General features: G+C 68.2%; 25 protein-coding genes. 12 read left to right on the top strand and 13 right to left on the bottom strand.

From position 1 onward, the window contains the following. Positions 1-131 precede the first annotated feature (131 nt). From U742_RS0113765 to U742_RS0113780, 4 genes are all read right to left on the bottom strand, one after another. Positions 132-845 (bottom strand): ABC transporter ATP-binding protein, encoded by a 714-nt coding sequence (locus U742_RS0113765; protein WP_029353951.1) that lies wholly within the window; start codon positions 843-845, stop codon positions 132-134. A 10-nt stretch (positions 846-855) separates the two neighbouring features. Beyond that, positions 856-1581 (bottom strand): ABC transporter permease, encoded by a 726-nt coding sequence (locus U742_RS0113770; RefSeq protein WP_029353953.1) that lies wholly within the window; start codon positions 1579-1581, stop codon positions 856-858. 68 nt (positions 1582-1649) lie between these two features. Beyond that, positions 1650-2648, bottom strand: a complete 999-nt coding sequence (locus tag U742_RS0113775) for an ABC transporter substrate-binding protein (protein WP_029353955.1) — start codon at positions 2646-2648, stop codon at positions 1650-1652. After that, the gene (locus U742_RS0113780) at positions 2645-3166 is read right to left on the bottom strand and encodes a DUF3280 domain-containing protein (RefSeq protein WP_029353957.1); all 522 of its coding nucleotides are present in this window, start codon (positions 3164-3166) and stop codon (positions 2645-2647) included. The genes U742_RS0113775 and U742_RS0113780 overlap by 4 nt, the downstream gene beginning before the upstream one ends. 249 nt (positions 3167-3415) lie before the next feature. Here U742_RS0113780 and U742_RS0113785 point away from each other — a divergent pair, with 249 nt between their 5' ends. From U742_RS0113785 to U742_RS0113810, 6 genes are all read left to right on the top strand, one after another. Continuing rightward, positions 3416-4648, top strand: a complete 1233-nt coding sequence (locus U742_RS0113785; protein ID WP_029353959.1) for an ABC transporter substrate-binding protein — start codon at positions 3416-3418, stop codon at positions 4646-4648. 20 nt (positions 4649-4668) lie between these two features. Further along, complete coding sequence (locus U742_RS0113790; protein ID WP_051661170.1) at positions 4669-5658, top strand: YVTN family beta-propeller repeat protein; 990 nt, start codon at positions 4669-4671, stop codon at positions 5656-5658. A gap of 38 nt (positions 5659-5696) precedes the next feature. Next, the gene (locus tag U742_RS0113795) at positions 5697-6137 is read left to right on the top strand and encodes a cupredoxin domain-containing protein (protein WP_029353963.1); all 441 of its coding nucleotides are present in this window, start codon (positions 5697-5699) and stop codon (positions 6135-6137) included. Between the two features lie 97 nt (positions 6138-6234). Then, complete coding sequence (locus tag U742_RS0113800; protein WP_029353965.1) at positions 6235-7023, top strand: ABC transporter ATP-binding protein; 789 nt, start codon at positions 6235-6237, stop codon at positions 7021-7023. 29 nt (positions 7024-7052) lie between these two features. After that, entirely contained in the window at positions 7053-7868 is an 816-nt protein-coding gene (locus U742_RS0113805) for an ABC transporter permease (RefSeq protein WP_029353967.1), read from the top strand. Then, complete coding sequence (locus U742_RS0113810) at positions 7865-8569, top strand: hypothetical protein (RefSeq protein WP_248310363.1); 705 nt, start codon at positions 7865-7867, stop codon at positions 8567-8569. Before U742_RS0113805 ends, U742_RS0113810 begins: the two co-directional genes overlap by 4 nt. On the opposite strand, the gene U742_RS0113815 is transcribed toward U742_RS0113810, so the two are convergent. The 8 genes from U742_RS0113815 to U742_RS0113850 all read right to left on the bottom strand — a co-directional run bounded on the left by U742_RS0113815 (position 8570) and on the right by U742_RS0113850 (position 16109). Next, entirely contained in the window at positions 8570-9160 is a 591-nt protein-coding gene (locus tag U742_RS0113815) for an HXXEE domain-containing protein (protein ID WP_029353971.1), read from the bottom strand. 58 nt (positions 9161-9218) lie between these two features. Next, positions 9219-9998: a class I SAM-dependent methyltransferase gene (locus tag U742_RS22560; protein WP_051661172.1), complete on the bottom strand. Its 780-nt coding sequence runs from the start codon at positions 9996-9998 to the stop codon at positions 9219-9221. Between the two features lie 85 nt (positions 9999-10083). Continuing rightward, positions 10084-10629: a PQQ-dependent catabolism-associated CXXCW motif protein gene (locus tag U742_RS0113825; RefSeq protein ID WP_029353975.1), complete on the bottom strand. Its 546-nt coding sequence runs from the start codon at positions 10627-10629 to the stop codon at positions 10084-10086. Positions 10630-10763: 134 nt separating this feature from the next. Continuing rightward, the gene (locus U742_RS0113830; RefSeq protein ID WP_156034226.1) at positions 10764-11636 is read right to left on the bottom strand and encodes a substrate-binding domain-containing protein; all 873 of its coding nucleotides are present in this window, start codon (positions 11634-11636) and stop codon (positions 10764-10766) included. Then, positions 11605-12195 (bottom strand): c-type cytochrome, methanol metabolism-related, encoded by a 591-nt coding sequence (locus U742_RS0113835; RefSeq protein ID WP_029353979.1) that lies wholly within the window; start codon positions 12193-12195, stop codon positions 11605-11607. The genes U742_RS0113830 and U742_RS0113835 overlap by 32 nt, the downstream gene beginning before the upstream one ends. A 209-nt stretch (positions 12196-12404) precedes the next feature. After that, positions 12405-14210, bottom strand: coding sequence for a lanthanide-dependent methanol dehydrogenase XoxF5 (gene xoxF5, locus U742_RS0113840; protein WP_029353981.1), 1806 nt, complete (start codon positions 14208-14210; stop codon positions 12405-12407). Positions 14211-14616: 406 nt separating this feature from the next. Then, on the bottom strand, positions 14617-15582 hold the full coding sequence (locus U742_RS0113845) for a quinoprotein relay system zinc metallohydrolase 2 (protein WP_029353983.1): 966 nt from the start codon (positions 15580-15582) through the stop codon (positions 14617-14619). Positions 15583-15713: 131 nt separating this feature from the next. Continuing rightward, on the bottom strand, positions 15714-16109 hold the full coding sequence (locus U742_RS0113850) for a c-type cytochrome (protein ID WP_029353985.1): 396 nt from the start codon (positions 16107-16109) through the stop codon (positions 15714-15716). Positions 16110-16368: 259 nt separating this feature from the next. Here U742_RS0113850 and U742_RS0113855 point away from each other — a divergent pair, with 259 nt between their 5' ends. The 6 genes from U742_RS0113855 (at position 16369) to mgtE (ending at position 21889) form a co-directional block, all read left to right on the top strand. Then, on the top strand, positions 16369-16989 hold the full coding sequence (locus tag U742_RS0113855; protein WP_038361566.1) for an amino acid kinase family protein: 621 nt from the start codon (positions 16369-16371) through the stop codon (positions 16987-16989). Continuing rightward, positions 16965-17564: a flavoprotein gene (locus U742_RS0113860; protein ID WP_248310364.1), complete on the top strand. Its 600-nt coding sequence runs from the start codon at positions 16965-16967 to the stop codon at positions 17562-17564. Before U742_RS0113855 ends, U742_RS0113860 begins: the two co-directional genes overlap by 25 nt. Continuing rightward, positions 17557-19008, top strand: a complete 1452-nt coding sequence (locus U742_RS0113865) for a DUF6513 domain-containing protein (RefSeq protein WP_029353990.1) — start codon at positions 17557-17559, stop codon at positions 19006-19008. The genes U742_RS0113860 and U742_RS0113865 overlap by 8 nt, the downstream gene beginning before the upstream one ends. Continuing rightward, positions 19005-19571, top strand: coding sequence for a DUF447 domain-containing protein (locus U742_RS0113870; RefSeq protein ID WP_029353992.1), 567 nt, complete (start codon positions 19005-19007; stop codon positions 19569-19571). Before U742_RS0113865 ends, U742_RS0113870 begins: the two co-directional genes overlap by 4 nt. Next, positions 19568-20290, top strand: coding sequence for a (5-formylfuran-3-yl)methyl phosphate synthase (locus U742_RS0113875; protein WP_029353994.1), 723 nt, complete (start codon positions 19568-19570; stop codon positions 20288-20290). The genes U742_RS0113870 and U742_RS0113875 overlap by 4 nt, the downstream gene beginning before the upstream one ends. A 204-nt stretch (positions 20291-20494) precedes the next feature. Continuing rightward, complete coding sequence (mgtE, locus tag U742_RS0113880; RefSeq protein WP_029353996.1) at positions 20495-21889, top strand: magnesium transporter; 1395 nt, start codon at positions 20495-20497, stop codon at positions 21887-21889. Between the two features lie 114 nt (positions 21890-22003). Here mgtE and U742_RS0113885 read toward each other — a convergent pair whose 3' ends face one another. Beyond that, positions 22004-22216 (bottom strand): DUF1059 domain-containing protein, encoded by a 213-nt coding sequence (locus tag U742_RS0113885; protein ID WP_029353998.1) that lies wholly within the window; start codon positions 22214-22216, stop codon positions 22004-22006. Positions 22217-22326 lie beyond the last annotated feature (110 nt).

Genomic DNA, 22326 nt, shown 5'->3' on the forward strand with positions numbered 1-22326 from the left:
TCACCAAGACCCGGGACTTCGTGTCCCGGGTCTTTTTCATTCCGGCAGGAATCCGGACCCGGGACTTCGTGTCCCGGGTCTTTTTCATTCCGGCAGGAATCCGGACCCGGGATTTCGTGTCCCGAGCTTTTTCATTCCGCCGCCGGCAGCAGCCCGCGCCGCACCGCGTCGATCGCGGCCGGATCGGCACGCTCGGCGGGCGACAGCGTCACCGGCAGGTCACGGACGATACGGGCCGGCGTTCCGCCGAGCACCACGATGCGGCTGGCGAGCTCGACCGCCTCGCGGCTGTCGTGGGTGACGAACAGCACGGTCGCCGGGCGTCGCGCCAGAAGCCGGCGCAGCAGTTCGCGCAGCCGCGCCGCCCCCGCCTCGTCCAGCGAGACGAAGGGCTCGTCCATCAGCAGCACCTCCGGCTCTACCGCGAAGGCGCGGGCGAGCGCGACGCGTCGCTGCTGGCCGAGCGACAGGCGCTCGGGATAGGCACTGGCCTGCTCGGACAATCCGACCTCGGCGAGCATGGCGCGGGCACGGCCCTCGTCCTCCGGCCCGAGCGGCAGGGCGACGTTCTCCAGTACCGTCCGCCACGGCAGCAGGCGCGGATTCTGGAAGGCGTAGGCGATGCGCGGGCTCGCCGGATCGAAGCGCACGGCGCCGGAATAGTCGCGGTCGAGCTCGGCGACGATGTTGAGCAGCGTCGTCTTGCCGAGGCCGGAGGGGGCGAGCAGCACGAGGAAGCTGCGCTCGGGCACCGCGAGCGCGAAATCGCGGAAGATCACCCGCTCCGGCGCCCCGGCGATAGCCGGAAAGCGCTTCTCGGCAATGGCGATGTCAATGGCGGCCATGGGTGCGCGCCTATCGGCGCCAGCGATTGGCGTGGCGCTCCCACGGCTGGAGCACGCCGATCTCGATGAGCTGGACGACGGCGGTGAAGGCCAGCGCATAGGCGAGCACAGTGGCGACGTCGAACAACTGGAACGCCGTCTGCAGTTCGAAGCCGACCCCGTTCGAACGGCCCAGCAGCTCGACCACCAGCACGATCTTCCAGGTGAGCGCGAGGCCCGAGCGCGCCGAGGCGGCGAAGAAGGGCGCGAGCTGCGGCAGCACCACGTGCCGCATTGCCTTCCACGGCCCGAAGCGGAAGACGCGCGCCATCTCGTCGAGGTCGCGCGAGAGCGCCAGCGCCCCTTCGCGCATCGTCACCGCGACGTTCGGGATCTTGTTGATGGCGACCGCGGTCACCGCCGCCGCCTCGGTGAGGCCGAACCAGATATAGCAGAGGATGATCACCACCAGCGCCGGCAGGTTGAGCAGCACGATCACCCACGGCCCGAAGATGCGGTCGAGCGCCGGCGAGCGGCCGAGCGCTATGCCCACCATCGAGCCCACCGCCATGGCGATGAGGAAGCTCGCCGCGACGCGTCCCAGCGTGATGGCGATGTTGGTGACGAGCGCGCCGCCCTCCGCCGCGCGGGCGAGCGCCGCCGTCACGGCCGCCGGCCCGGGCAGCAAGGACGAGGCGACCAGCATCGCCGCCGCCTGCCAGGCCAGGACGAGCAGCGCCAGCGAGAGCGCCGTCATCGCCAGCGAGGAGCCGATGCGGCGCATCAGGCTGGAGGACGGGGAGGCTGCCGCGGCCATGGCGCCGGTCAATCCTTCGCCGGGCCGAACAGGGCGGCGTCGAAGCGGGCGTCGGGGCCGACCAGGTCCTTGCCGCCGATACGCGCCAGCACCTCATAGAGCCTGGCGCAGGAGGTGCGCTCCGCCGCGCCGAAGGCGCCCGGAATGCCGGCGCGGAAATAGTCGCGCAATTTGAGGAATTCGGCCTGGTCCGCCGCCTGCATCAGCGGGCGCAGCCGCTCCCAGGCGGCATCCGAGGTCGCGAGCACGCGATTGGCCGCCGAGGCGGCGCGGAAGAAGGCCTGAAATGCAGCGCCCCGCGCCTCTTCCGACTTCTCGCGCCAGACGAAGCCGACCAGCGGCGGCGTCGGAGAGATGCCGAGCCCGCTCACCACCTCGTCCATGTCGATGAGGCGGCGCAGGCCGCGCGCGTCGAGCCGCGCGGCATAGGGCCAGAAGGTGAGCGCGGCATCGACGCGTCCGAGCACGAGCTGCTCGCTGATCAGCGGCGCGGCGCCGTAGACCGGCTCGACCAGACTGGCGAGGTCCGCGCCGGCGCGCTCGCGGGCATAGGCACGCAGCAGCAGCCAGCTCTTGTCGAGCGGCCCGCCGGCGATGCCGAGCTTGCGGCCCTTCAGGTCGGAGAGCGCGCGCACCGGCCCGTCGGCCTGCACCATCACCGCGCCCAGCGCGTTGGAGAAAGGGGCGAAGCGCAGCATCTCGCCGCCATTGCGGCGCTGCATCGCCCAGAGCCAGTCGCTGACGATCAGGTCGATGTCGCCGGCCTGCAGCGCCACTGTGGTGGCCTGCCCCGAGGCGAAGTCTACGCTCTCTATGGCGAGGTTCTCGCGCGCATCGAGCCCCTCCCCCTTGATGGTCGCCACCAGCCAGTTGAGCGTGCCGAACTTCAGCGCGCCGATGCGCACTGACGGCGAGGCGGCGCGCAGCGAGCGGGGCGTCATCGCAAGCGCGGCGGTGGCGCCGGCTCCGAGAAGCAGATCGCGGCGCGAGAGGAGCGGTGTCGTCATGGGGCGGCCTTGCCGGTCAGCGGCGGATCGAGCAGCCGGTTGCGTATCAGATAAGAGACGCCCCGCAGCCAGGATTCATCGGTGTTGTTGCGGATGTCGGCGCTGCCGGCGCGCAGCACCTGCCCGGTCGCGACGTCACGGAGCTGGAAATTGATGTTGAGGATGAGGTTCGAGACCTTCTGCACGAGGCCGATGACCTCGAGCTCGGCGCCGAGGGCGCGGGCGATGGGCAGATCGCAGCCGTTGCAGTTGCGGATCGGCGAGGCCTCGTCGATCTGGGCCTTCTGCGGCGCGGTGTCGACCACCTGATAGCCGGCTGCGGCGAGGCGCTTGCGCATGTCTTCGGTGATCAGGGCGAGACGGCGCTGCTCGTCCGGGCGCGGGCCGCCGATGCCGGCCTCGCCGCTGGTGTCGAACAGCTCGAAGCCGAACACCACGACGCGGGTCGCCGCGCTCGCCGGGCCGGCCATCGGCAAGGCGGCGAGCAGCACGCCGAACAGCACCGGAATCAGCTTCATGCCGCATCGCCTCCCGGCGAATTGTCGTTGTCTGTTGAAGTGATCATATCGGGGGCACCGTCTCCCGCAACCGACGACATTCAAAATTCCGTCAAGCTGCGACAGAAGTTCCCAGAATTGGCAGGAACTTTCAAACTCTTATTAATTTCTTATGCGATCTATTCTGTTGAACACTTGATTTCGTTTGGTACTCTTCTGCCGGCGGCGGCATTACCTTAGGTCAAACACTAGCCGCGGGAAGAAATGCCAATGAGACGGATGGCTCACGCCGCTGCTGGCGCGGCCGTGCTGGCCCTTGCGGCCCTCGCGCCCGCCACCGGCGTGCATGCGCAAAGCGAGGCGCCGCCAGCGGCCACGCCGCAGAACGCCGCCCCGCAGGCGCAGACCTTCCACATCGGCGTGGTACGCCAGATGCCCGAGCAGCCGCCATGGGTGGCGCCGCTGATGGCGCCGCCGGAAGACCTCGGCATCGCCGGAGCCCAGCTCGGCATACGCGACAGCCTGACCAGCGGGCGCTTCCTCAAGCTCGACTACAAGCTCGAGACCGAGATCGTGCCGACCGACGGCGACCCGCTGCCCGCCGCGCAGAAGCTGGTCGAGGCCGGCAACAGCTTCCTCATTCTCGACGTGCCGGCGGACCAACTGCTCAGGATCGCCGACGCGCTGAAGGACAAGGATGTCCTGATCATCAATGCCGGATCGGCCGACGACCGGCTGCGGCAGGAGGACTGCCGCGCCAACGTGTTCCATGTCGCGCCCAACCGCGCCATGCTCACCGACGCGCTGGCGCAGTTCCTGATATTCAAGCGCTGGCGCAACTGGTTCCTGATGGTCGGGCGCACCGACAATGACAAGCTCTATGCCGAGGCGGTGCGCCGCTCGGCCAAGAAGTTCGGCGCCAAGATCGTGGCGGAGAAGACCTGGGACTATGGGCCGGATGCACGCGCCACCGCCCAATCCGAGGTGCCGCGCGGAACCCAGGTCGGCGAGTACGACATCCTCGTCGTCGCCGACGAGCTTGGCGAATTCGGCGACATCCTGCCCTACAACACCTGGCTCGCCCGGCCCATCGCCGGCACGCAGGGGCTGATGCCGCTCTCCTGGCATCCGACCATGGAGAACTGGGGCGCCTCGCAGCTACAGAGCCGCTTCTTCAAGCAGTCCAAGCGCTTCATGCAGACGCTGGACTTCCAGATGTGGGAAGGCGTGTTCGCCATCGGCTCGGCCGGGCTCAAGACGCGCTCCAACGACCCGAAGGCGATCCGCGCGCTGATGCTGTCGTCTGGCTACGACCTGCCGGTGTTCAAGGGCGTGGCCGCGAGCTTCCGCGACTGGGACCACCAGCTCCGCCAGCCGATTCTGCTCACCCACGCCACCAACACGGTCACGCTGTCGCCGCAGCAGGGCTACCTGCACCAGCGCACACCACTCGACACGCTCGGCTTCGACAAGCCCGAGACTGCCTGCAAGCTCGACAAATAAGACGATCCTGGGAGGAAGATATGACGATCCGCACCCTGCCCGCTGCCGGCTTCGCGCTGTTCGCCGGGACCCTTCTCGGGGTCAGCGCGCTGCCGGCGCAGGCGCAGGTCCGCGCCTTCATCTCCAACGAGCGCGATCACACCATGAGCGTGATCGACATGGACAGCCTGAAGGTGATCGAGACGGTGAAGACCGGCCGGCGCCCGCGCGGCATCACCGCGAGCCCCGACGGCAAGCTGATCTATCTGTGCGCCTCCGACGACAACCGCGTCGAGGTCTACGATTCCAAGACCCTGAAGCTGGTGAAGACGCTGCGTTCCGGGCCGGACCCCGAACTCTTCGTGCTCGCGCCGTCCGGCAACCCGCTCTACATCGCCAATGAAGACGACAACATGGTCACCGTCGTCAATGTCGACAACAACGAGCTGGTGGCGGAGATCCCGGTCGGCGTCGAGCCGGAAGGCATGGCGGTCAGCCCGGACGGGCGGTTCCTGGTGAACACCTCCGAGACCACCAACATGGCGCATGTGATCGACACCAAGAGCAACGAGATCGTCGAGAACATCCTGGTCGATTCGCGCCCGCGCTACGCCAAGTTCAACACCGACAACACCCAGCTCTGGGTCAGCTCGGAGGTCGGGGGAACCGTCGCGGTGGTCGATCCCAAGACGTGGAAGATCACCAAGAAGATTTCCTTCGAGATCCCCGGCGTGAACAAGGACGCCATCCAGCCGGTCGGCATCCGCATCACCAAGGACGGCTCCAAGGCCTTCGTGGCGCTCGGCCCGGCCAACCGGGTCGCCGTGATCAACGCCAAGACGCTGGAGGTGGAGAAATATCTGCTGGTCGGCCAGCGCGTCTGGCAGCTCGCCTTCACCCCCGACGAGAAGCTGCTGCTCTCCACCAACGGCAACTCGAACGACGTCTCGATCATCGACGTCGCCAGCGAGAAGGTGACCAAGTCCGTCGCTGTCGGCCGCCTGCCCTGGGGCGCGGTGGTGGTGCCGTAATCGTCCGTGCAAGCCAACAAAGCCCCGAGGAGGAACCGATGAAGTGCACCCTGGCCGCCGCCGCGCTCGGCGCCGTCGCCCTGTCCGCCGCCATTTCCACAACCCCTGCGCTCGCCACCGGCGACCTCGCGCTGAAGCCGATCGAGCTCAAGGAGCTGGTGGTCGGCGAAGGCGAATCCGGCTTCGGCGTCTCGCAGAAGACCTATGAGCTGGAGACCGGCAAGGCCTACCGGCTGATGATCAAGTCCACCGGCAACAAGGAATGCGCCTGGCAGTCGCCGGGCCTCTCGCAGAACATCTGGCTGCGCAAGGTCGAGGCGGGCGGCATGGAGATCAAGGCGGTGCATCTCATCGAGCTCGAATTCGAGGATGCCGGCGAGGCCGAAATCTTCTTCGTGCCGGTGCGCACCGGCACCTTCAAATGGTTCTGCAAGGGCATGGAAGCGCGCGGCATGGAAGGCGAGTTCGTGGTGAAGTGAGCGCGCCGGAACCTTGAAGGGTCCATGATCGTCATCCCCGGCCATGCGCCGGGGATGTCTTTTCGGAAGACGCGGATTGCCGCAGCGGAAGCATCGGATGCAGACCGAGCTCGACAGGTTGGACGCCGCATCGGCCGCCGCGAAGCCGCCGCCGGCGCTCGAGGTGCGCCATGTGAGCCACGTCTTCGGCGCGCGCAGGGCGCTGGACGACGTCAGCCTCGCCGTGCCGGCCGGCAGCTTCACCGCTCTGCTCGGCCCCAACGGCGCCGGCAAGACGACGCTGTTCTCGCTGATCACCCGGCTCTACGACAACCGCACCGGCTCGATCCGCGTGCTCGGGCACGACGTGCGGCGCGAGCCGGCGGCGGCGCTCAGCCAACTCGGCGTGGTGTTCCAGGCGCGCACGCTCGACCTCGACCTCACCGTCACGCAGAACCTCGTCTATCACGCGGCGCTGCACGGCATCGGCTTTGCCCGCGCCCGCGTCCGGGCCCGCCAGGTGCTCGAGCAGGTCGGCCTCGCCGATCGTGCGAAGGACAAGGTGCGCCAGCTCTCAGGCGGGCAGATGCGACGGGTCGAGATCGCCCGCGCGCTGGTGCACCGGCCCTCCCTGCTGCTGCTCGACGAGCCGACCGTGGGCCTCGACATCAGCTCGCGCGCCGCCCTCGTCGCCGAGGTGCGGCGGCTGGTGGCGAGCGAGGGCCTAGGCGTGCTGTGGGCGACGCACATCATCGAGGAGATCGAGCCTGGCGACCGCGTCATCGTGCTGGACAAGGGCCGGGTGCGCGCCGAGGCCGGCTATGCCGAACTCGTCGGGGCGGCCGGCGACCTCTCCGCCGCCTTCCTCGCCCTCACCGCCGGGCCGGACGCGGGAGGCGAATCGTGAGCTTCGTACCCGAGCGCCGCGGCGGGCGGCTGACGTTCTCCGGCTATCTCGTCTGCCTCGCCGGCATCTGCTGGCGCGAGGGGCTGCGCTTCGTCAACCAGCGCGGCCGCTTCCTCTCGGCGCTGGTGCGCCCGCTGGTGTGGCTGTTCATCTTCGCCGCCGGCTTCCGCTCGGTGCTCGGCGTCTCGATCATCCCGCCTTACGAGACCTATGTGCTCTACGAGGTCTATGTGGCGCCGGGGCTGGTGGCGATGATCCAGCTCTTCAACGGGCTGCAGTCCTCGCTGTCCATGGTCTATGACCGCGAGGTCGGCGCCATGCGCATCCTGCTGGTCAGCCCCTATCCGCGCTGGTTCCTGCTGCTGTCGAAGCTGATCGCCGGCATCTGCGTGTCGCTGCTGCAGGTCTACGCCTTCCTGGTGGTGGCGTGGTTCTGGGAGGTGGAGGCGCCGCCGATCGGCTATCTGACCGTGCTGCCGGCGCTCCTCCTCACCGGCCTGATGCTCGGCGCCATGGGACTGCTGATGAGCTCGCTGTTCCGCCAGCTCGAGAACTTCGCGAGCGTGATGAACTTCGTCATCTTCCCGATGTTCTTCACCTCCTCGGCGCTCTACCCGCTCTGGCGGGTGCAGGAGAGCAGCCTCGTCCTCTACTATATCTGCCTGTTCAACCCCTTCACCTATGCGGTGGAGCTGATCCGCTTCGCGCTTTACGGGCAGTTCGACGCCTTCTCGGCGCTCGTCGTCGCCGCCTGCGCGCTGGTGTTCCTGATCGGGGCAATCATCGCCTATGATCCCTCCGCCGGCATCATGGCCCGCCGCGGCGGGCCGGACGCGGCCAAATGAACAAGACCACAACGAACAAGATCAACTGGGAGACGCCAATGATCTCAGCCATCCCATGCCTGCCGCTCGCGCGCAGCCGTCTGGCCCGCGGACTTCTGATCGGCGCCCTGCTCGGTTTACCCGCCCTCGCGCCGGCTCCCACCGCGGCGGCGTCGCCCCAGGCGGGAAGCCTGTGGCCCTGCATCCAGCCGCGCGTCGCCAGCCTCGCCGCCGCGCAGATGTGGGCCGGCCCGCCGGTGGAGGGCCTCGCCTGGCGCGACGACGACAAGGTGGCCGGGCTGGTTCCCGTGCTGGCGGCGCGGCGCACCTCGATCGAGGACGCCAGCGCGCAGATCGAGGCCTTCGCCAAGGAGGCCGGGCCGCAGAAGAAGGAAAGGCTGACGCTGCTCTTCGCCGGCGTGTTCGACCAGATCAACACGCTGCGCTCGCGCATCCTCTCCGGCATCGAGCGCTATTCGCAGCACCAGATCGACCTCGCCGCGCGCATCAAGGAGGAGAGCCTCGCCCTCGCCAAGGCGAAGAAGGCGGCCACCACCGACGAGGAGAAGACCAAGGCGGCCGAGATGGAGAAGCAGCTTCTCTGGGACACCCGCATCTACGACACCCGCACCCAGCAGGTGACGGCGGTGTGCGAGAGTCCGGTGATCCTCGAGCAACGCGCCTTCGCCATCGCCCGCGCCATCCAGAACGTGATGGAATGATCAGCGGCTGCGCAGCCGCGTGAGCACATAGACGATGATCAGCAGGTGGAGCACCAGCGCGACGGCGAGGCCGAATGCGTGCTGGGCGAACCCAACCTCTGGTAGCGCTCCGACGACGAAGATGGTCGCCAGACTCAGCGGCAGGAACAGCGCGACCGCGGTGACGAGGCCGGGATTGTAGACGCCGAGACGCGCTCGCGCGCCGATATGGGTGATGCCATTCACCAGCATCGCATAGGGCGCGACGAGACCCCAGCCGGGCCCGAAGGCGAGCGCCGCATAGAGCGCGGCGAGATTGAGCCCCCACACCACCGGGACATTGATGACCAGCACGGCGGCGACGCTGAGCGCATCGCGCCCGCCGAACACGCGCCCGTTGGCGAAGGAGCGGAAGCGGTCGCCGGTGTGCTCCTCGACCTGATGCACCATATAGCCGGGGCTGTGCAGAAAGATCAGCAGGAGCGGCAGCGGCATCACCGTCGCGAGGGCAGGCGTGAGCGCGAGCAGCGCGGCCGCCATGAAGCCGGCGCCCGTGACCCAGTGCTCGGCGAGCCATACCCAGCCGCGCAACCGTTCCGATAGGCCCGCCATGCAGCGCCCCGACGCGATGATTCGCGCTCATGGTAGCTGCCCCGATATCGCCAGACCGTTAAGCGGGGCTGCGCTGACCCCACACCGCGACGCCGCCGCCGCCGAAGCCCCAGAAATCGGGGGATTTGAGCAGGAGCAGCGCCTCGTCGAGCCGCTCGCCACTCATCGCGCCCGAAGACAGCATGCGCTCGCGCATCTGGTCGGCCGTAAGGGCGAAGAACTCGGCGACCGGCGAGCCGCCCTGGATCACCGAGAAGTCCCCCTCCCCGCCGACCCGCTCCAGCCCCATGGTCGCGACCATCTGCGGCAAGGCGCGGGCCCAGAAGCAGTCCCGGCCGGACGCCTTCACCACCGTATCGGTCAGCGCCACCATGAAGTCCCGGTAAAGACCGGAGGACGAGGTGTGGACCGGGAAGAAGTCGACCTCCTCCAGCAGCAGCCAGCCGCCCGGCTTCAGCGCCTCGACCATCCGGCGCACGGCGCGCTCGGGCTCTGGAAGATGGTGCAGCAGCCAGCGCGTGTGCACGAAATCGAACTCCGCCGGCGGCAGCGGGTCCGCCATGATGTCGTGCGTGCGTGTTTCCAGGTTGGGATGTTCGAGGCCATCGAGCAGGGCGGTGTTGATGTCGGTCGCCACCACATGGCCGGACGGGCCGACCTGCGCGCACAGCCACCGCGCGACGGAACCGCCGCCCGCACCGACTTCGAGGCAGCGCGCGCCGGGCCCGAGACCGAGCGCGGTCAGGCGCCGCATCGTCATCGGATCGAGCAACTGCTCCAGAAGCGCCAGACGCCGATTCGCCTGGTTCCAGGAATTGTCGAGCGCATAGCCTGACATGGGCCGCCCCTGCCCCGTCGACAACCATGGGTATCATCATAGGCGAAATGCGCGTGCGCGCCAATGCGCCGCGAAGATCGCGACGTCAGCCTGCCGGCCGTGTCCAGGGATGCGCTTCTTCCAGCGGCAGGCCGGCCTTGGCCCAGCCGTCGCTACCGGCGGGATACCAGGCGACGCGGGTGAAGCCGTAGCCGAGCGCGCGCTTGGCCGCATTCCATGACATCCAGCAATCGGTCTGGCAGTAGAAGACCAGCGGCGCATCGCGGCGCCCGCCGGTGAGCGCGTCGAGGCCGGCGCGGAAATAGCCGTCGACCTCGGCATTCAGCGCGCCATAGCCGACATTGGGGAGCCAGGCGCTGCCCGGCAGATGGTCGCGCCGCTTGTCGCGCCAGAGGGTACCGGCCGGAAGGTTGGCAGGCTTCACGTCGCGGGGCATGACGTCGACGAAGATCGCGCTCTTGTCGCGCCATGCGCGTTCGGCAGCGACGGTGTCGAGCACCTTCGCGCCGCGCAGCGTCGGCGGCGTCGGCGCGCGGTATTCCTCCATGCGGTAGCCGTCGGGCTCGGCCACGGGAGCGGGCCCCTCGGCGAGCGCCGGGAAGGCGAGCAGCGCCAGCGCGAGGCCGGCCATGCCGAGCCAGGCGAGGCGCACAGGCGAAGCCGCCTCATCCGGCGCCGGCCGCTTGTCCCCCGAAGCTTCCGTCAGGGACCATCGGCCGGGGTGCCCCGCGCGGTCCGACAGGCGGGCCGACGCGGGATGCTTCGTCATTTACCCGCCTCCAGCGGCCGGTTCTGCTCGTCGAGCAGCGGCACACCAAAGTCGAGAAGGATGCGGTTGATCTCCGGCTGCGCCTCGGTGATGAAGGTGTTGAGCTGGTGCTTCCAGTTCAGCTCGCCGGGCCGGATGCCGAAGGTGATGCGGTAGACCATGGCCGGATCACCGCGCTCCTTGACCAGCGGCACCACCGCCAGCGGCGCCTCCGAACGGCGCGCGTAATAGCCGCCGATCGGCCCCCACAATATGCCGGCGTCGATGGTGCCGGCATTGATGTCGGCGATCATCTGCTCGGCCGGGCTCTCGTAGCGCCGGTCGACGGTGAGCGCATAGGGGCGGGCAAAGCCCATCAGTCCATTGCGGGCTAGCGCGTCGGCCGGCGGGGTGCCGGCGACGACGCCGATGTGCTGACCCTTGAGGCGCGGATCGGCCAGCGCGTCGACACCGTCGAGCGGGCTGTCCTTGCGGTAGATCAGCACCCAGGCCGACTTGTAATACGCGTTGGTGTTCAGCACCGGATCGCCGCCGGCGACATAGCCCATGACGATGTCGCAGCGCTTGGCACCGAGCGTCATGCGGTAGAAGCCGGTGGCCTGCGGAAACCACGTGTAGTCGAGCGTGATGCCGAGCTTCTTTGCCAGCAGTTCGGCGATCTTGTTCTCGAATCCCTCGCCCTTCTCGTCGGTGAAGGGCATGTTGGCGGGATCCGCGCAGACCCTCAGGGTCGAGCGGTCGACGAGATCGGAGACCTGGGCGCGGGCGGCCGGCGTGCCGGCCAGCAGCCCGGCGGCCAGCGCCGCGAGGGCCGCAGCCCTCAGGCCACCGCGCCGCTCAGTTAGACCGGCCGAAGCACTGGTTCTCATTGTCGCCATACGCCTTCGTCTTGTCCTCGCGCTTGGAGGGACGCTCGCGACCGAGCGCGCCGTCGGCACGTGCCTTGAGATAGACGTAGAGGTCGTCGAGATAGCACATCACGTTCAGGTTCTCGCCGAAAGCCGGCATGACCTGGTCCGCGGTGCCGACGCCGATCGTCTTCTTGCCGTTGACCACCGTCTCCATGAACTGCTCATAGGTCAGGGTCTTCAGCGAATTGGCGAGGGCCGGGGCGTAGGTCGAGCCCATGCCGTCCGGGCCGTGGCAAACGTGGCACTCGGCGTGATAGCGGCGGTAGCCGCTGTAGGTGTACCAGTCGAGCGTGCCGTCGGAACCGATATGGTAGGTCGGCGTGCCGTCCGGCAGCGTGTACTTGCCCAGCTCGTCCTTGGTCGCCTGAGCCTGCGCCTCGCTCGCCGGGGCGGCGGCGGGGGCCGGCTGCTGGGCGGAGGCCGGCACGGACGGCAGGGCGAGCACGACGGCCAGCAGCACCGAGGCCACGACCGACGCAGCACCAGAAATCGACCGTCCGAAAACAGAATTCGTCATGGGGTCACTCCCGAAGGGACAGGGCCCGGATTCGGGTCCGATTGGCCGGACAGGGCGGCCTTCGGACCGGTTATCTTAAGAATCTCATAAGGCGCGCAGCGCGGAGACGGCGGGGCCTGGCACACCGGGTTGTCCGATGGCCAGGCCCCAGTCCCTTTATGGTTTCGTCACGGAATTGGCGCGGCCCGCGAGGAGCCGCGCCTGGTCGATCAGTTCGGCAGAGCGAAGACGGTGAGCTGGCCACCGAGGTTGGTGTAGTTGCTCAGCGCCGCATAGCCACCCACCGCGCCGAGGCCGGCGTTCGGGTCGGTCAGGCCGGCCGCGAGGCCGATGCCCGCCCAGCCGCCGACACCCGACAGGATGGCGACATACTGGCGACCCTTGTGCTCATAGGTGGTGACGTTGCCGATGATGCCCGACGGGGTCTTGAACTTGTAGAGTTCCTTGCCCGACTTGGCGTCGACCGCCTTCAGATAGCCTTCCAGCGTGCCGTAGAAGACCACGTCGCCGGCGGTGGCGAGCGCACCCGACCACACCGAGAACGGCTCCGGCAGCGACCACACGATCTTGCCCTTGGTGTTGTCCCAGGCGATGAAGTTGCCCATGCCGCCATGGCTGCCCGGCGCGGGGAACATCGACAGGGTGGCACCGACATAGGGCTGACCCGCGGTGTAGCTGACGCGGAACGGCTCATAGTCCATGCAGACGTGGTTGGTCGGCACGTAGAAGAGGTTCGTCTTGGGCGAGAAGGCCGCCGGCTGCTGGTCCTTGGTACCGAGCGCCGCCGGGCAGATGCCCTTCGTGTTGACGTCCTCGCCCTGCGCCTCGGTCGAGTACTTGGAGACGACCAGCGGACGACCGAAGGTCGGGCTGCCCTTGTCCATGTCGACCTTGGTGGCCCAGTTCACGGCCGGGTCGTACTTCTCGGCAACCAGCAGCTCGCCGGACACGCGGTCGAGCGTGTAGCCGAAGCCGTTGCGGTCGAAGTGCGTCAGCAGCTTGCGCGGCTGGCCGTTGAACTGCTGATCCGTGAGGATCATCTCGTTGATGCCGTCATAGTCCCACTCGTCGTGGGGGGTCATCTGGTAGACCCACTTGGCCATGCCGGTGTCGGCGTCACGCGCCCAGATGGTCATCGACCACTTGTTGTCGCCGGGACGCTGCTTCGGGTTCCAGGTGGAGGGGTTGCCCGACCCGTAATAGACGAGGTTCGTCTCGGGATCGTAGGAGTACCAGCCCCAGGTGCAGCCGCCGCCGATCTTCCACTGATCGCCTTCCCAGGTCTTCAGCGAAGAATCCTTGCCGACCGGCTTGCCGAGAGCGGTGGTCTTCTCCGGATCGACGAGGATGTCGCTGTCCGGGCCCATCGAATAGCCGCGCCAGACCTGCTTGCCGGTCGCGGTGTCGTAGGCGGTGACGTGGCAGCGCACGCCGAACTCGCCGCCCGAGATGCCGACGATGACCTTGTCCTTCACCGGAAGCACGGTGGCGGTGTTGGTCTCGCCCTTCTTCGGGTCGCCGTTGACGACCGACCACTTCTTCTGGCCGGTCTTCGCGTCGAGCGCGACGAGCGTGGTGTCGGCCTGGTGCAGGAAGATCGTGCCGTCGGAATAGGCAAGGCCGCGATTGACCGTATCGCAGCACATCACCGGAATGACGTTCGGATCCTGCTTGGGCTCGTACTTCCAGAGGATCTTGCCGTCGTTGTTAAGATCCAAAGCATAAACGATGTTCGGGAACGGCGTGTGAACGTACATCACGTCGCCGATCACCAGCGGACCGCCTTCGTGACCACGCAGGACGCCGGTCGAGAAGGTCCAAGCGACCTGCATCTTGCCGACGTTGCCAGCGTTGATCTGGTTGAGCTGGGAATAACGCGTATTCGCGTAATCGCCAGTCTGGATGCCCCACTGCTTCGGATCTTTGATGATCTTGGTGAGGCCGTCATTGGCCGAAGCGGGGCACATATAAGCCGCGGTGCCAAGCAACACCGCCGCATAGGCAAATTTGCGCATGCGTAATCTCCTCCTGAACGCGATCCTCCGCGCGGGACAAGCTGTTAAAGCTGACCCGCTTCGGCTTATTGTTGTCGTTTCTGACCGTTCATCTTCGGCAGCGTGTCACGACCGACTGGGGGAGAACAGCCGGATATCATGGGGGCCTATCGCCCCTAGCTGGCCTACGAACCGAATTCCAGGAGTTGCCCTCCCGATAACCCGTTGAAGCCGAAGATGCAGCGACCCTAGACCGATTTTGAACAACACGCAATAAGAACCGGCCCGTGAAAACGCTCTTATTATGATTTTGCTGCAAGTGCGAAAAGGCATTCTGGATGCCAGCCTGAACGACTTGGCTCCGCCGGAATTACTCGCCTTATCCTTTTGTTTTGCTTGACACGTTGCTTGACCTGCGCATCCGCGATCATTCCCACTCGAATTCGTGATAGGCGGCGATCGCGTTGCGCGCGTTGAACTCGTCGAACAGCGCCCAGCGATCGCGCTCCGAACGCCCCGCCTCGTCCGCCGCCTGCCCCATGGAACGCCCCTCTGCGATGAGGCGCCGCACGTCGTCGCGCAGGATTTCGAGATAGCGCCGCTCGTCCGCCGAAGCCGCCGGCCATTCGACCGAAGCCGGCCCGTGCCCCGGCACGGCGCGGGCGATTCCCGGCCGGGCGACCAGGGCGTCGAGCAGCTTCAGCCAGCCCTTCAGGCTGCCGTCGAGGGTGGGAATATGGCCGACGAAGAGGAGGTCGCCGAGGAACCACGTCCCGGTAGCCGAATCGAACACCGTGAGGTCGTTGTCGGTGTGGGCCGTCGGATGCGCGTCGAGGACGAGGCGCCGCCCGCCGAGATCGAGCTCCATCCTCGTGTCGACCAGCGTCTCGGGCAGGACGATCCGCGTCCCCTCCGCGGCGGGGCCGAGCATGCGCTCGACCTGGGCGAGATAGGTCTCCGCCCGCACCGACAGGGCGCGCGGCATCTTGCGATGGGCGACGAAGACGGCCCCCTGCCCTTCGAAGGCGGCGTTGCCGAGCACGTGGTCGGGGTGCATGTGGGTGTTGATGATGTAGCGGACCGGTCGGTCGGTCACCGCCCGCACCGCGGCGCGCATGCGCTCGCCGGCGAGTCGGCTGTTGCCGGTGTCGATGACCGCCGCCGCCTCCGAGCCCACGACCAGGCTCATATTGGCGATGGCGCCGTCATTGTCGGCGGCGATGAGCTCGTAAGGCGCGCGATAGACGAAGGTGCCTGGCGCGATCTCCTCGAGCGGCTCCGGCGCCACGGCGCCGTTCTGCTCCGTTGTGCCGGCGCGTGCGGATGCCCGCCCGCCGAGCCACGCGACGCTCATCAGAGCCAGCAGTGCACGGCGACTGAAGCGTTCCGGCATGAGCGCGCTCCGGGCCACTCAAGCGGCGCCGCCCGCACGGATGCGGGCGGCCCTGTCTCGTCAATCTATAAAGCGGAAGCGGGACGATGTCCGGCGCGGCGCGCTCCGAGTCGCGCCCGAGCGGCAGCGCCTTACTTCTTGTTGCCCTTCTCGTCGAACTGCGAGAGATAGGCGAGCAGGTCGGCGCGGTCGCCTTCCTTGGGCAGGCCGGCGAACACCATCTTGATGCCCGGCAGGTAGGCCTTCGGATTCTCCAGATACTTGCTCAGCTTCTCGGCGTCCCAGACGTCGCCGTTCGCATTGTGCTGCTTCAGCGTCTCGGAATAGTTGAAGCCTTCGACCGCGCCCATCTTGCGGCCGACGATGCCGTTCAGCTCGGGGCCGACCTTGTTCTTGGCGTCCGCGCCGACGGCGTGGCAGGCCATGCATTTCTTGAAGACGGTCGCGCCCTTCTCGGGATCGCCGTCGGCGAGGGCGACGGTGGAACCGAGGGCAAGCAGGGCAGCGGCGGCGAGGATGCGATTCATACGAATTCCTTCCCAGACAGATTTTGGCGACGCCGTCATCCGCGGCGCTTTCATCGGGGGGCACCTTAACGCGCGTCTTAGAACGATCCTAGACGACGAAAGATCCAGTCCAACCGGTACTGAGGGCGATAAATGGCCGCATTTGAAGACGCGCGGAACGCCAGGACGTGCGGCACGGCGTCACGATCCGCCCCAGCAGGGGCGGATTTGCGGCGATCGGCTTTTCGCGTAGCGTCGCCCGCGGGATAGGAATGCCGGCATGAAACGGACCCCCGGAACGCCCCCGCGACGCCAATCGCCCGCCGACGTCGTCAAGCTCGGCGGCAGCCTCGTCGGCGACGCACGGCTGCCGGCCCTGCTCGCCGAGTTTGCGCGCATCGGCGCGCCGCTCGTCGTGGTGGGCGGCGGCGGCCCGCTGGCGGATGCGGTGCGGACGCTGCAGCCGAGGCTCGGCTTTGGCGACGCGGCGGCGCATCACATGGCGATCCTCGCCATGGAGCAGACGGCGCTCGCCCTCGCCGACCTCGCGCCCGGCCTCGTCCCCTGCGCCGACGCCGGCGCGATCGCGCAGGCGCACCGCGCCGGCCGTGCCGCGCTGTGGCGGCCGGCGGCGATGGCGCGCGCGGCGCAGGTGCCGGCGAGCTGGGAGGTGACGTCGGACAGCCTCGCGCTCTGGCTCGCCAAGGAGATCGGGGCGGCGCGCCTCACCCTGGTGAAGGCGGCGCCGGTCGAGGATCCGCACGGTCCCGCCGCCGGATGGGCTGCGAAAGGGCTGGTCGATCCCTATTTCCCGCAGATCGCGGCGGGATTCTCCGGCGCGATCGAGGCGCGCTCGATCAAGGACGCGCTCAACCGATGGAAGGCACGGGCGGCGGCATGACGCATGAGGACGAGAACCGGCGCGGCGCCTATCCGCGCTGGAGCTGGGCGCTGACCGGCTCGGGGCATTTCTTCACCGAATCGATCGCGCTGATCAAGGAGCTGGGCGACGTCGACCTGTTCGTGTCGGCGGCGGCGGAGGAAGTGCTGCGCATGTACAAGCAGGAGCTGCCGGAGGGCACCCGCATCCTGCACGAGACCACCGCCAGCTCGGCCCCCGTCGGGCGCTTCTATGACGGGCTCTACCACACGCTGATCGTCTCGCCGGCCTCCTCCAACACGGTGGCGAAGTGCGTCTACGGCATCTCCGACACGCTGGTCACCAACTGCTTCGCGCAGGCCGGCAAGTGTCGCGTGCACTCCATCGTCTTCGCCTGCGACACCGCCCCGGAGATGATCACCATGGCGCCGAAGGGGCCGGTACCGGTCTATCCGCGCCGTATCGACCTCGAGAACACCGCCCGACTCAAGGAGTTCGAGGACTGCACCGTGGTCGAATCGATCGCCGACCTCAGGGCGGCGGTGGAGGCACGGCGGCAGTTCCTCGCGGCACAGGACATGCCGGCCGATGGCTGACGAGCCGCCGCGCGAGAAGGTCGCGCTGGTCACCGGCTCGCTCGCTGAGCCGCGCCTGCGCAAGATCGCGGCGGAGATCGCCGATGACAGCCTCGATCCGGTGGTGGTGAATGTCGGGGTGAAGGTGGCGGCGCTGATGACCGCCGAGATCGTCGAGCGGCGCCTCGCCATCCCCGCGGGCACGGACAAGGTGATGATGCCCGGCCGCTTCCGCGGCGACCTCGACCGGCTGGCGAAGTTCTTCGGTGTGCCCTTCACGCGCGGGCCGGACGAGATGGCCGACCTGCCGGATTATTTCGGCCAGCAGCGCCGCGCCGCCGACCTCTCGCGCCACGAAGTGACGCTGTTCGCCGAGATCGTCGACGCCACCGCGCTCGACGTGCCGGCCCTAGTCGAGAAGGCGCGCCGCCTCGCCGCCGAGGGCGCCGACGTGATCGACCTCGGCTGCATGCCCGACACGACCTTCCCGCATCTCGAGGCGGCGATCGCCGCGCTGCATGCGGAGGGGCTGAAGGTCAGCGTCGATTCTTTCTCGGCCGATGAGCTTTCCCGCGCCACCCGCGCCGGCGCCGACTTCCTGCTCAGTCTCAATGAGAACAATCTCTCCATCGCCGACGAGGGGCCGGCGGTGCCGGTGCTGGTGCCGGCGACGCAGGGCGACATGGATTCGCTCGTCCGCGCCATCGAAGCCGCGCAGGCGAAGGGCATCGCCTTCTATGCGGACCCGATCCTCGATCCGATCCATTACGGCTTCACCGCCTCGATCCTGCGCTATGCGGAGCTGCGCCGGCTGTTCCCGGGCATCCCGATCCTGATGGGCATCGGCAACGTCACCGAGCTCACCGACGCCGACACCACCGGCATCAACGCGATCCTGATGGGCATCATCTCGGAGCTGCATCTCAACGCGGTGCTGGCCGTGCAGGTGAGCCCGCACTGCCGCACGGCGGTGCGCGAGTTCGACCGGGCGCGGCGCGAGTTCCTCGCCGCCCGCGAGGCCGGCGCGCTGCCGCAGGGCTTCGGCGGCGGCCTGATGGCGCTGCGCGACCGGCGCCCGCACGCCTCGACCCCGGAGGAGATCGCCGGCCTCGCGGCGCAGGTGAAGGATCGCAATTTCCGCATCGAGGTCGCGCAGGACGGTATCCACGTCTACAACCGCGACGGCCATCACGTCGCCGGCGATCCCTTCGCGCTGTTCCCGCACCTCAAGGTGGAGGATGACGGCGCGCACGCCTTCTATCTCGGGGTGGAGACGGCGCGCGCCGAGATCGCGCATCTGCTCGGCAAGCGCTATGCGCAGGACGAGCCGCTGCGCTGGGGCGTCGCCGGCGAGACGACCCCGAGCGCCGAGGACGCGCACCGTTTGACATTCAAGGAGGCGGGCACGACCCTGCGCGCCACTTCCGCCAAGCCCGACGACACCGTGAAAACCGACGAAGCATGATCCGCGAGACCATTGTCACCACCCGATCGCCCGATGGCGAGCCGCACATCGCCCCGATGGGCGCGACCGTGATCGAGGGCGGCTATCTGCTGCAGCCGTTCCGTCCCTCGCGCACGCTCGACAATCTGATGGCGACGCGCGAGGCGGTGCTGAACTTCACCGACGACGTGCGCCTGTTCGCCGCGTGCGTGATCGGTCGCCGCTTCCCGGTCGACGTGCGCAAGGCGACCCGGGTGAAGGGCGTGCGCCTTTCCGACGCGCTGTCGCATGACGAGGTGAGCGTCGACATCATCGAGGACGATCCGCAGCGGCCGAAGTTCCACTGCCGCGTCGTCTATTCGGACGGCCACCGGCGCTTCCTCGGGATGAACCGCGCCAAGGCGGCGGTGCTGGAGGCGGCGGTGCTGGTCAGCCGCCTGTCCATGCTCGCCGACGAGAAGGTGGACCGGGAGATGGAATATCTCGCCATCGCGGTGGAGAAGACCGCTGGGCCGGAGGAGTTCGAGGCCTGGGGCTGGCTGACCGAGGCGATCGCCGAGCACCGGCGGAAGCGCGCCTCATGAGCACGCCGTCGCCCCGCCTGCTGGCGAGCGTCGCCGACCTCGCGGAAATGGAGATCGCGCGCGCGGGCGGCGCCGACATCGTCGACCTGAAGCAGCCGGCCTTCGGCGCGCTGGGCGCCTGGAGCACGGAGGCGCTCACCGCCGCCGTGATGCTGTGGAACGCGTGGCCATCTACCGGACCTTCGCCGCGCCCGCTGCTCAGCGCCACCGCCGGCGACCAGCCGATGGTGCCGGCGATCCTCGCCCAGGCCGCCGGCATGGTGGCGGCCAGCGGCGTGCCGATCGTTAAAGTGGGGCTGTTCCGCTCCGCCCATGTCGCGGACTGCATCGAAGCGCTGGCCCCGCTCACCGCGCGCACCCAGCTCGTCGGCGTCCTGTTCGCCGACCAGGAGCCGGATTTCGGCCTCGTCGCCGCGCTGGGACAGGCGGGATTCGCCGGTGTGATGCTCGACACCGCCGACAAGCGCGCGGGCGGCCTCACCGCCCATATGGACGCGCTCACCCTCAGCCAGTTCGTCGTCGAGGCACGCCGGCACGGGCTGATGACCGGGCTCGCCGGCTCGCTCGCCCTCGACGACATCGAGCCGCTGTCGTGCATCGGCGCGGACTATCTCGGCTTCCGCGGCGTGCTGTGCGCGGACGGGCGCACGGGCAGCCTCGACCGCGGGCGGCTCGCCGCCGTGCGCGAGCGGATGCCGGCCTTCTCGACCGACGGATGAACCCTTCCGACCGGCCTTGACAGCACCGCCGCGCGGGTCCACTCACCCGCCGCGGTGTCACCGCCGCGCAACCGGACCCTTTTATCAATGCCCAGCGACAGTTGCAGTCGATTGCCGTCACCGGACGGCGCGGCCTGATCGCCGATTGGGGAAACCTGACGGCTCGCCGCGACCGCCGATGACGGCCGGTCAAGGAAGAGCCAGATGGACGAGATTCGGTCCCCCGAAGACCTCGACGACGTGGTGGCGCGCGCGCCGGCGGAAGCCGCTGCGCTGGCCGCCGAGCTCGTCGACGAACACCCCGCCGACATTGCCGAAGCGCTGGACGACGAGGAGCCGGAGGTCGCCTCCGCGGTACTCGCCAGCCTGCCGCGCGAGCAGCAGGTCGAGGTGCTCGACCTGCCCGACTTCGACCTGTCGAGCGACCTGATCGAGGCGCTGCCCGTCGAGGAGGCGGTGCGGCTGATCGGCGAGATGTCGGCCGACCGCGCCGCCGACCTGTTCCGCTACATGGAGGAGCCGGCGCGCTCGCACCTGTTCGCGCGGCTGCCGGCGGGAACGCAGGCCGAGCTGAACCGGCTGCTCTCCTATCCCGAGGACACCGCGGGCAGCCTGATGACGACCGAGTTCGTCACCGTGCCCTCGACCTGGACGGTGGGCGAGACACTGCGCCACATCCGCGAGATCGAGCGCACGCGCGAGACCATCTACGCGATCTACGTGCTCGATCCCCTCACCCACAAGCTGTTGAAGGCGGTGACCCTGCGCCGCCTGATCATCGGCGAGCCGGGCCAGCCGATCCTCTCCGCCGCGCCCAAGCACGACCCGATCACCGTCGATCCGCTGATGGACCGCGAGGAGGTGGCGCGGCTCATCTCGAAATACGACCTGCTGGCGGTGCCGGTGGTGGACGAGAAGGAGCATGTGCTCGGCATCGTCACCGTCGACGACATGATCGACGCGATCATCGAGGAGGGCACCGAGGACGCGCAGAAGTTCGGCGGCATGGAGGCGCTGGACGAGCCCTATATGGAGATCGGCTTCCTCGACATGCTGAAGAAGCGCGCCGGCTGGCTCTCCATCCTGTTCCTCGGCGAGATGCTGACCGCGAGCGCGATGCAGCATTTCGAGGACGAGCTCGAACGCGCCATCGTGCTCACCCTGTTCATTCCGCTGATCATGAGCTCGGGCGGCAATTCCGGCTCGCAGGCGACCTCGCTGATCATCCGCGCGCTAGCGCTGCACGAGATCAAGCTCGGCGACTGGTGGCGCGTCGCCCTGCGCGAGCTGCCCTCCGGCCTCGTGCTCGGCTCGATACTCGGCGTGCTCGGCATGGTGCGCATCACCATCTGGCAGCTTGCCGGCCTGCACGACTATGGCGAGCACTGGGTGCTGGTGGCGCTCACCATCGGCTGTGCGCTCGTCGCCATCGTCACCTTCGGCTCGCTGATCGGCTCGATGCTGCCCTTCGTGCTGCGCCGCTGCGGCTTCGATCCGGCGAGCGCCTCGGCGCCGTTCGTCGCCACCTTCATCGACGTCACCGGCCTCGTCATCTATTTCAGCGTGGCCCTGGTGATACTGAGCGGGACGCTGCTTTAGACGTCATCCCGGCCGAAGCGCAGCGCAGAGCCGGGATCGTGCGACAGCTTATCCTGCACACGATCCCGGATCGGCCTTGCGGCCGTCCGGGATGACGGTGAGCCGGCTCAGGCGTCAGGCGGCGCGCGGCGCGGCGGCCGGCGGCGTGCCCTGATGGAAGGCGTGCTTCATCTGCTTGCGCAGGTCCGGCGTGTCCTTGGCGCCGTGCACGGCGACGGCATGCTGGACGGCGGCGTCGAGCAATTCGCCCTCGGTGTCGGCGGCGATCGCCACGGTGCATTTCTTGTCACCGGGCATCTCGCGGCAATCGATGAAATAGCGTCCCATATGCGCCTCCTCATGGCAGGCGCCGGATCGCGCGGGGGACGTCCCTGTCGGCGTCCCTCCGAGGACGGCGCCGGGGCGGGACCCTACGCCCGCACCGACAACGCCTCAAA

The organism is Allobosea sp. 117, from assembly GCF_000702305.1.
Lineage (GTDB): Bacteria > Pseudomonadota > Alphaproteobacteria > Rhizobiales > Xanthobacteraceae > Ancylobacter.

Bases quoted from the DNA above. Each gene is read 5' to 3' on its own strand.
- U742_RS0113765 (WP_029353951.1), bottom strand. From the start codon at position 845: ATGGCCGCCATTGACATCGCCATTGCCGAGAAGCGCTTTCCGGCTATC.
- U742_RS0113770 (WP_029353953.1), bottom strand. From the start codon at position 1,581: ATGACGGCGCTCTCGCTGGCGCTGCTCGTCCTGGCCTGGCAGGCGGCG.
- U742_RS0113775 (WP_029353955.1), bottom strand. From the start codon at position 2,648: ATGACGACACCGCTCCTCTCGCGCCGCGATCTGCTTCTCGGAGCCGGC.
- U742_RS0113780 (WP_029353957.1), bottom strand. From the start codon at position 3,166: ATGAAGCTGATTCCGGTGCTGTTCGGCGTGCTGCTCGCCGCCTTGCCG.
- U742_RS0113785 (WP_029353959.1), top strand. From the start codon at position 3,416: ATGAGACGGATGGCTCACGCCGCTGCTGGCGCGGCCGTGCTGGCCCTT.
- U742_RS0113790 (WP_051661170.1), top strand. From the start codon at position 4,669: ATGACGATCCGCACCCTGCCCGCTGCCGGCTTCGCGCTGTTCGCCGGG.
- U742_RS0113795 (WP_029353963.1), top strand. From the start codon at position 5,697: ATGAAGTGCACCCTGGCCGCCGCCGCGCTCGGCGCCGTCGCCCTGTCC.
- U742_RS0113800 (WP_029353965.1), top strand. From the start codon at position 6,235: ATGCAGACCGAGCTCGACAGGTTGGACGCCGCATCGGCCGCCGCGAAG.
- U742_RS0113810 (WP_248310363.1), top strand. From the start codon at position 7,865: ATGAACAAGACCACAACGAACAAGATCAACTGGGAGACGCCAATGATC.
- U742_RS0113815 (WP_029353971.1), bottom strand. From the start codon at position 9,160: ATGGCGGGCCTATCGGAACGGTTGCGCGGCTGGGTATGGCTCGCCGAG.
- U742_RS22560 (WP_051661172.1), bottom strand. From the start codon at position 9,998: ATGTCAGGCTATGCGCTCGACAATTCCTGGAACCAGGCGAATCGGCGT.
- U742_RS0113825 (WP_029353975.1), bottom strand. From the start codon at position 10,629: ATGGCCGGCCTCGCGCTGGCGCTGCTCGCCTTCCCGGCGCTCGCCGAG.
- U742_RS0113830 (WP_156034226.1), bottom strand. From the start codon at position 11,636: ATGAGAACCAGTGCTTCGGCCGGTCTAACTGAGCGGCGCGGTGGCCTG.
- U742_RS0113835 (WP_029353979.1), bottom strand. From the start codon at position 12,195: ATGACGAATTCTGTTTTCGGACGGTCGATTTCTGGTGCTGCGTCGGTC.
- xoxF5 (WP_029353981.1), bottom strand. From the start codon at position 14,210: ATGCGCAAATTTGCCTATGCGGCGGTGTTGCTTGGCACCGCGGCTTAT.
- U742_RS0113845 (WP_029353983.1), bottom strand. From the start codon at position 15,582: ATGCCGGAACGCTTCAGTCGCCGTGCACTGCTGGCTCTGATGAGCGTC.
- U742_RS0113850 (WP_029353985.1), bottom strand. From the start codon at position 16,109: ATGAATCGCATCCTCGCCGCCGCTGCCCTGCTTGCCCTCGGTTCCACC.
- U742_RS0113855 (WP_038361566.1), top strand. From the start codon at position 16,369: ATGAAACGGACCCCCGGAACGCCCCCGCGACGCCAATCGCCCGCCGAC.
- U742_RS0113860 (WP_248310364.1), top strand. From the start codon at position 16,965: ATGGAAGGCACGGGCGGCGGCATGACGCATGAGGACGAGAACCGGCGC.
- U742_RS0113865 (WP_029353990.1), top strand. From the start codon at position 17,557: ATGGCTGACGAGCCGCCGCGCGAGAAGGTCGCGCTGGTCACCGGCTCG.
- U742_RS0113870 (WP_029353992.1), top strand. From the start codon at position 19,005: ATGATCCGCGAGACCATTGTCACCACCCGATCGCCCGATGGCGAGCCG.
- U742_RS0113875 (WP_029353994.1), top strand. From the start codon at position 19,568: ATGAGCACGCCGTCGCCCCGCCTGCTGGCGAGCGTCGCCGACCTCGCG.
- mgtE (WP_029353996.1), top strand. From the start codon at position 20,495: ATGGACGAGATTCGGTCCCCCGAAGACCTCGACGACGTGGTGGCGCGC.
- U742_RS0113885 (WP_029353998.1), bottom strand. From the start codon at position 22,216: ATGGGACGCTATTTCATCGATTGCCGCGAGATGCCCGGTGACAAGAAA.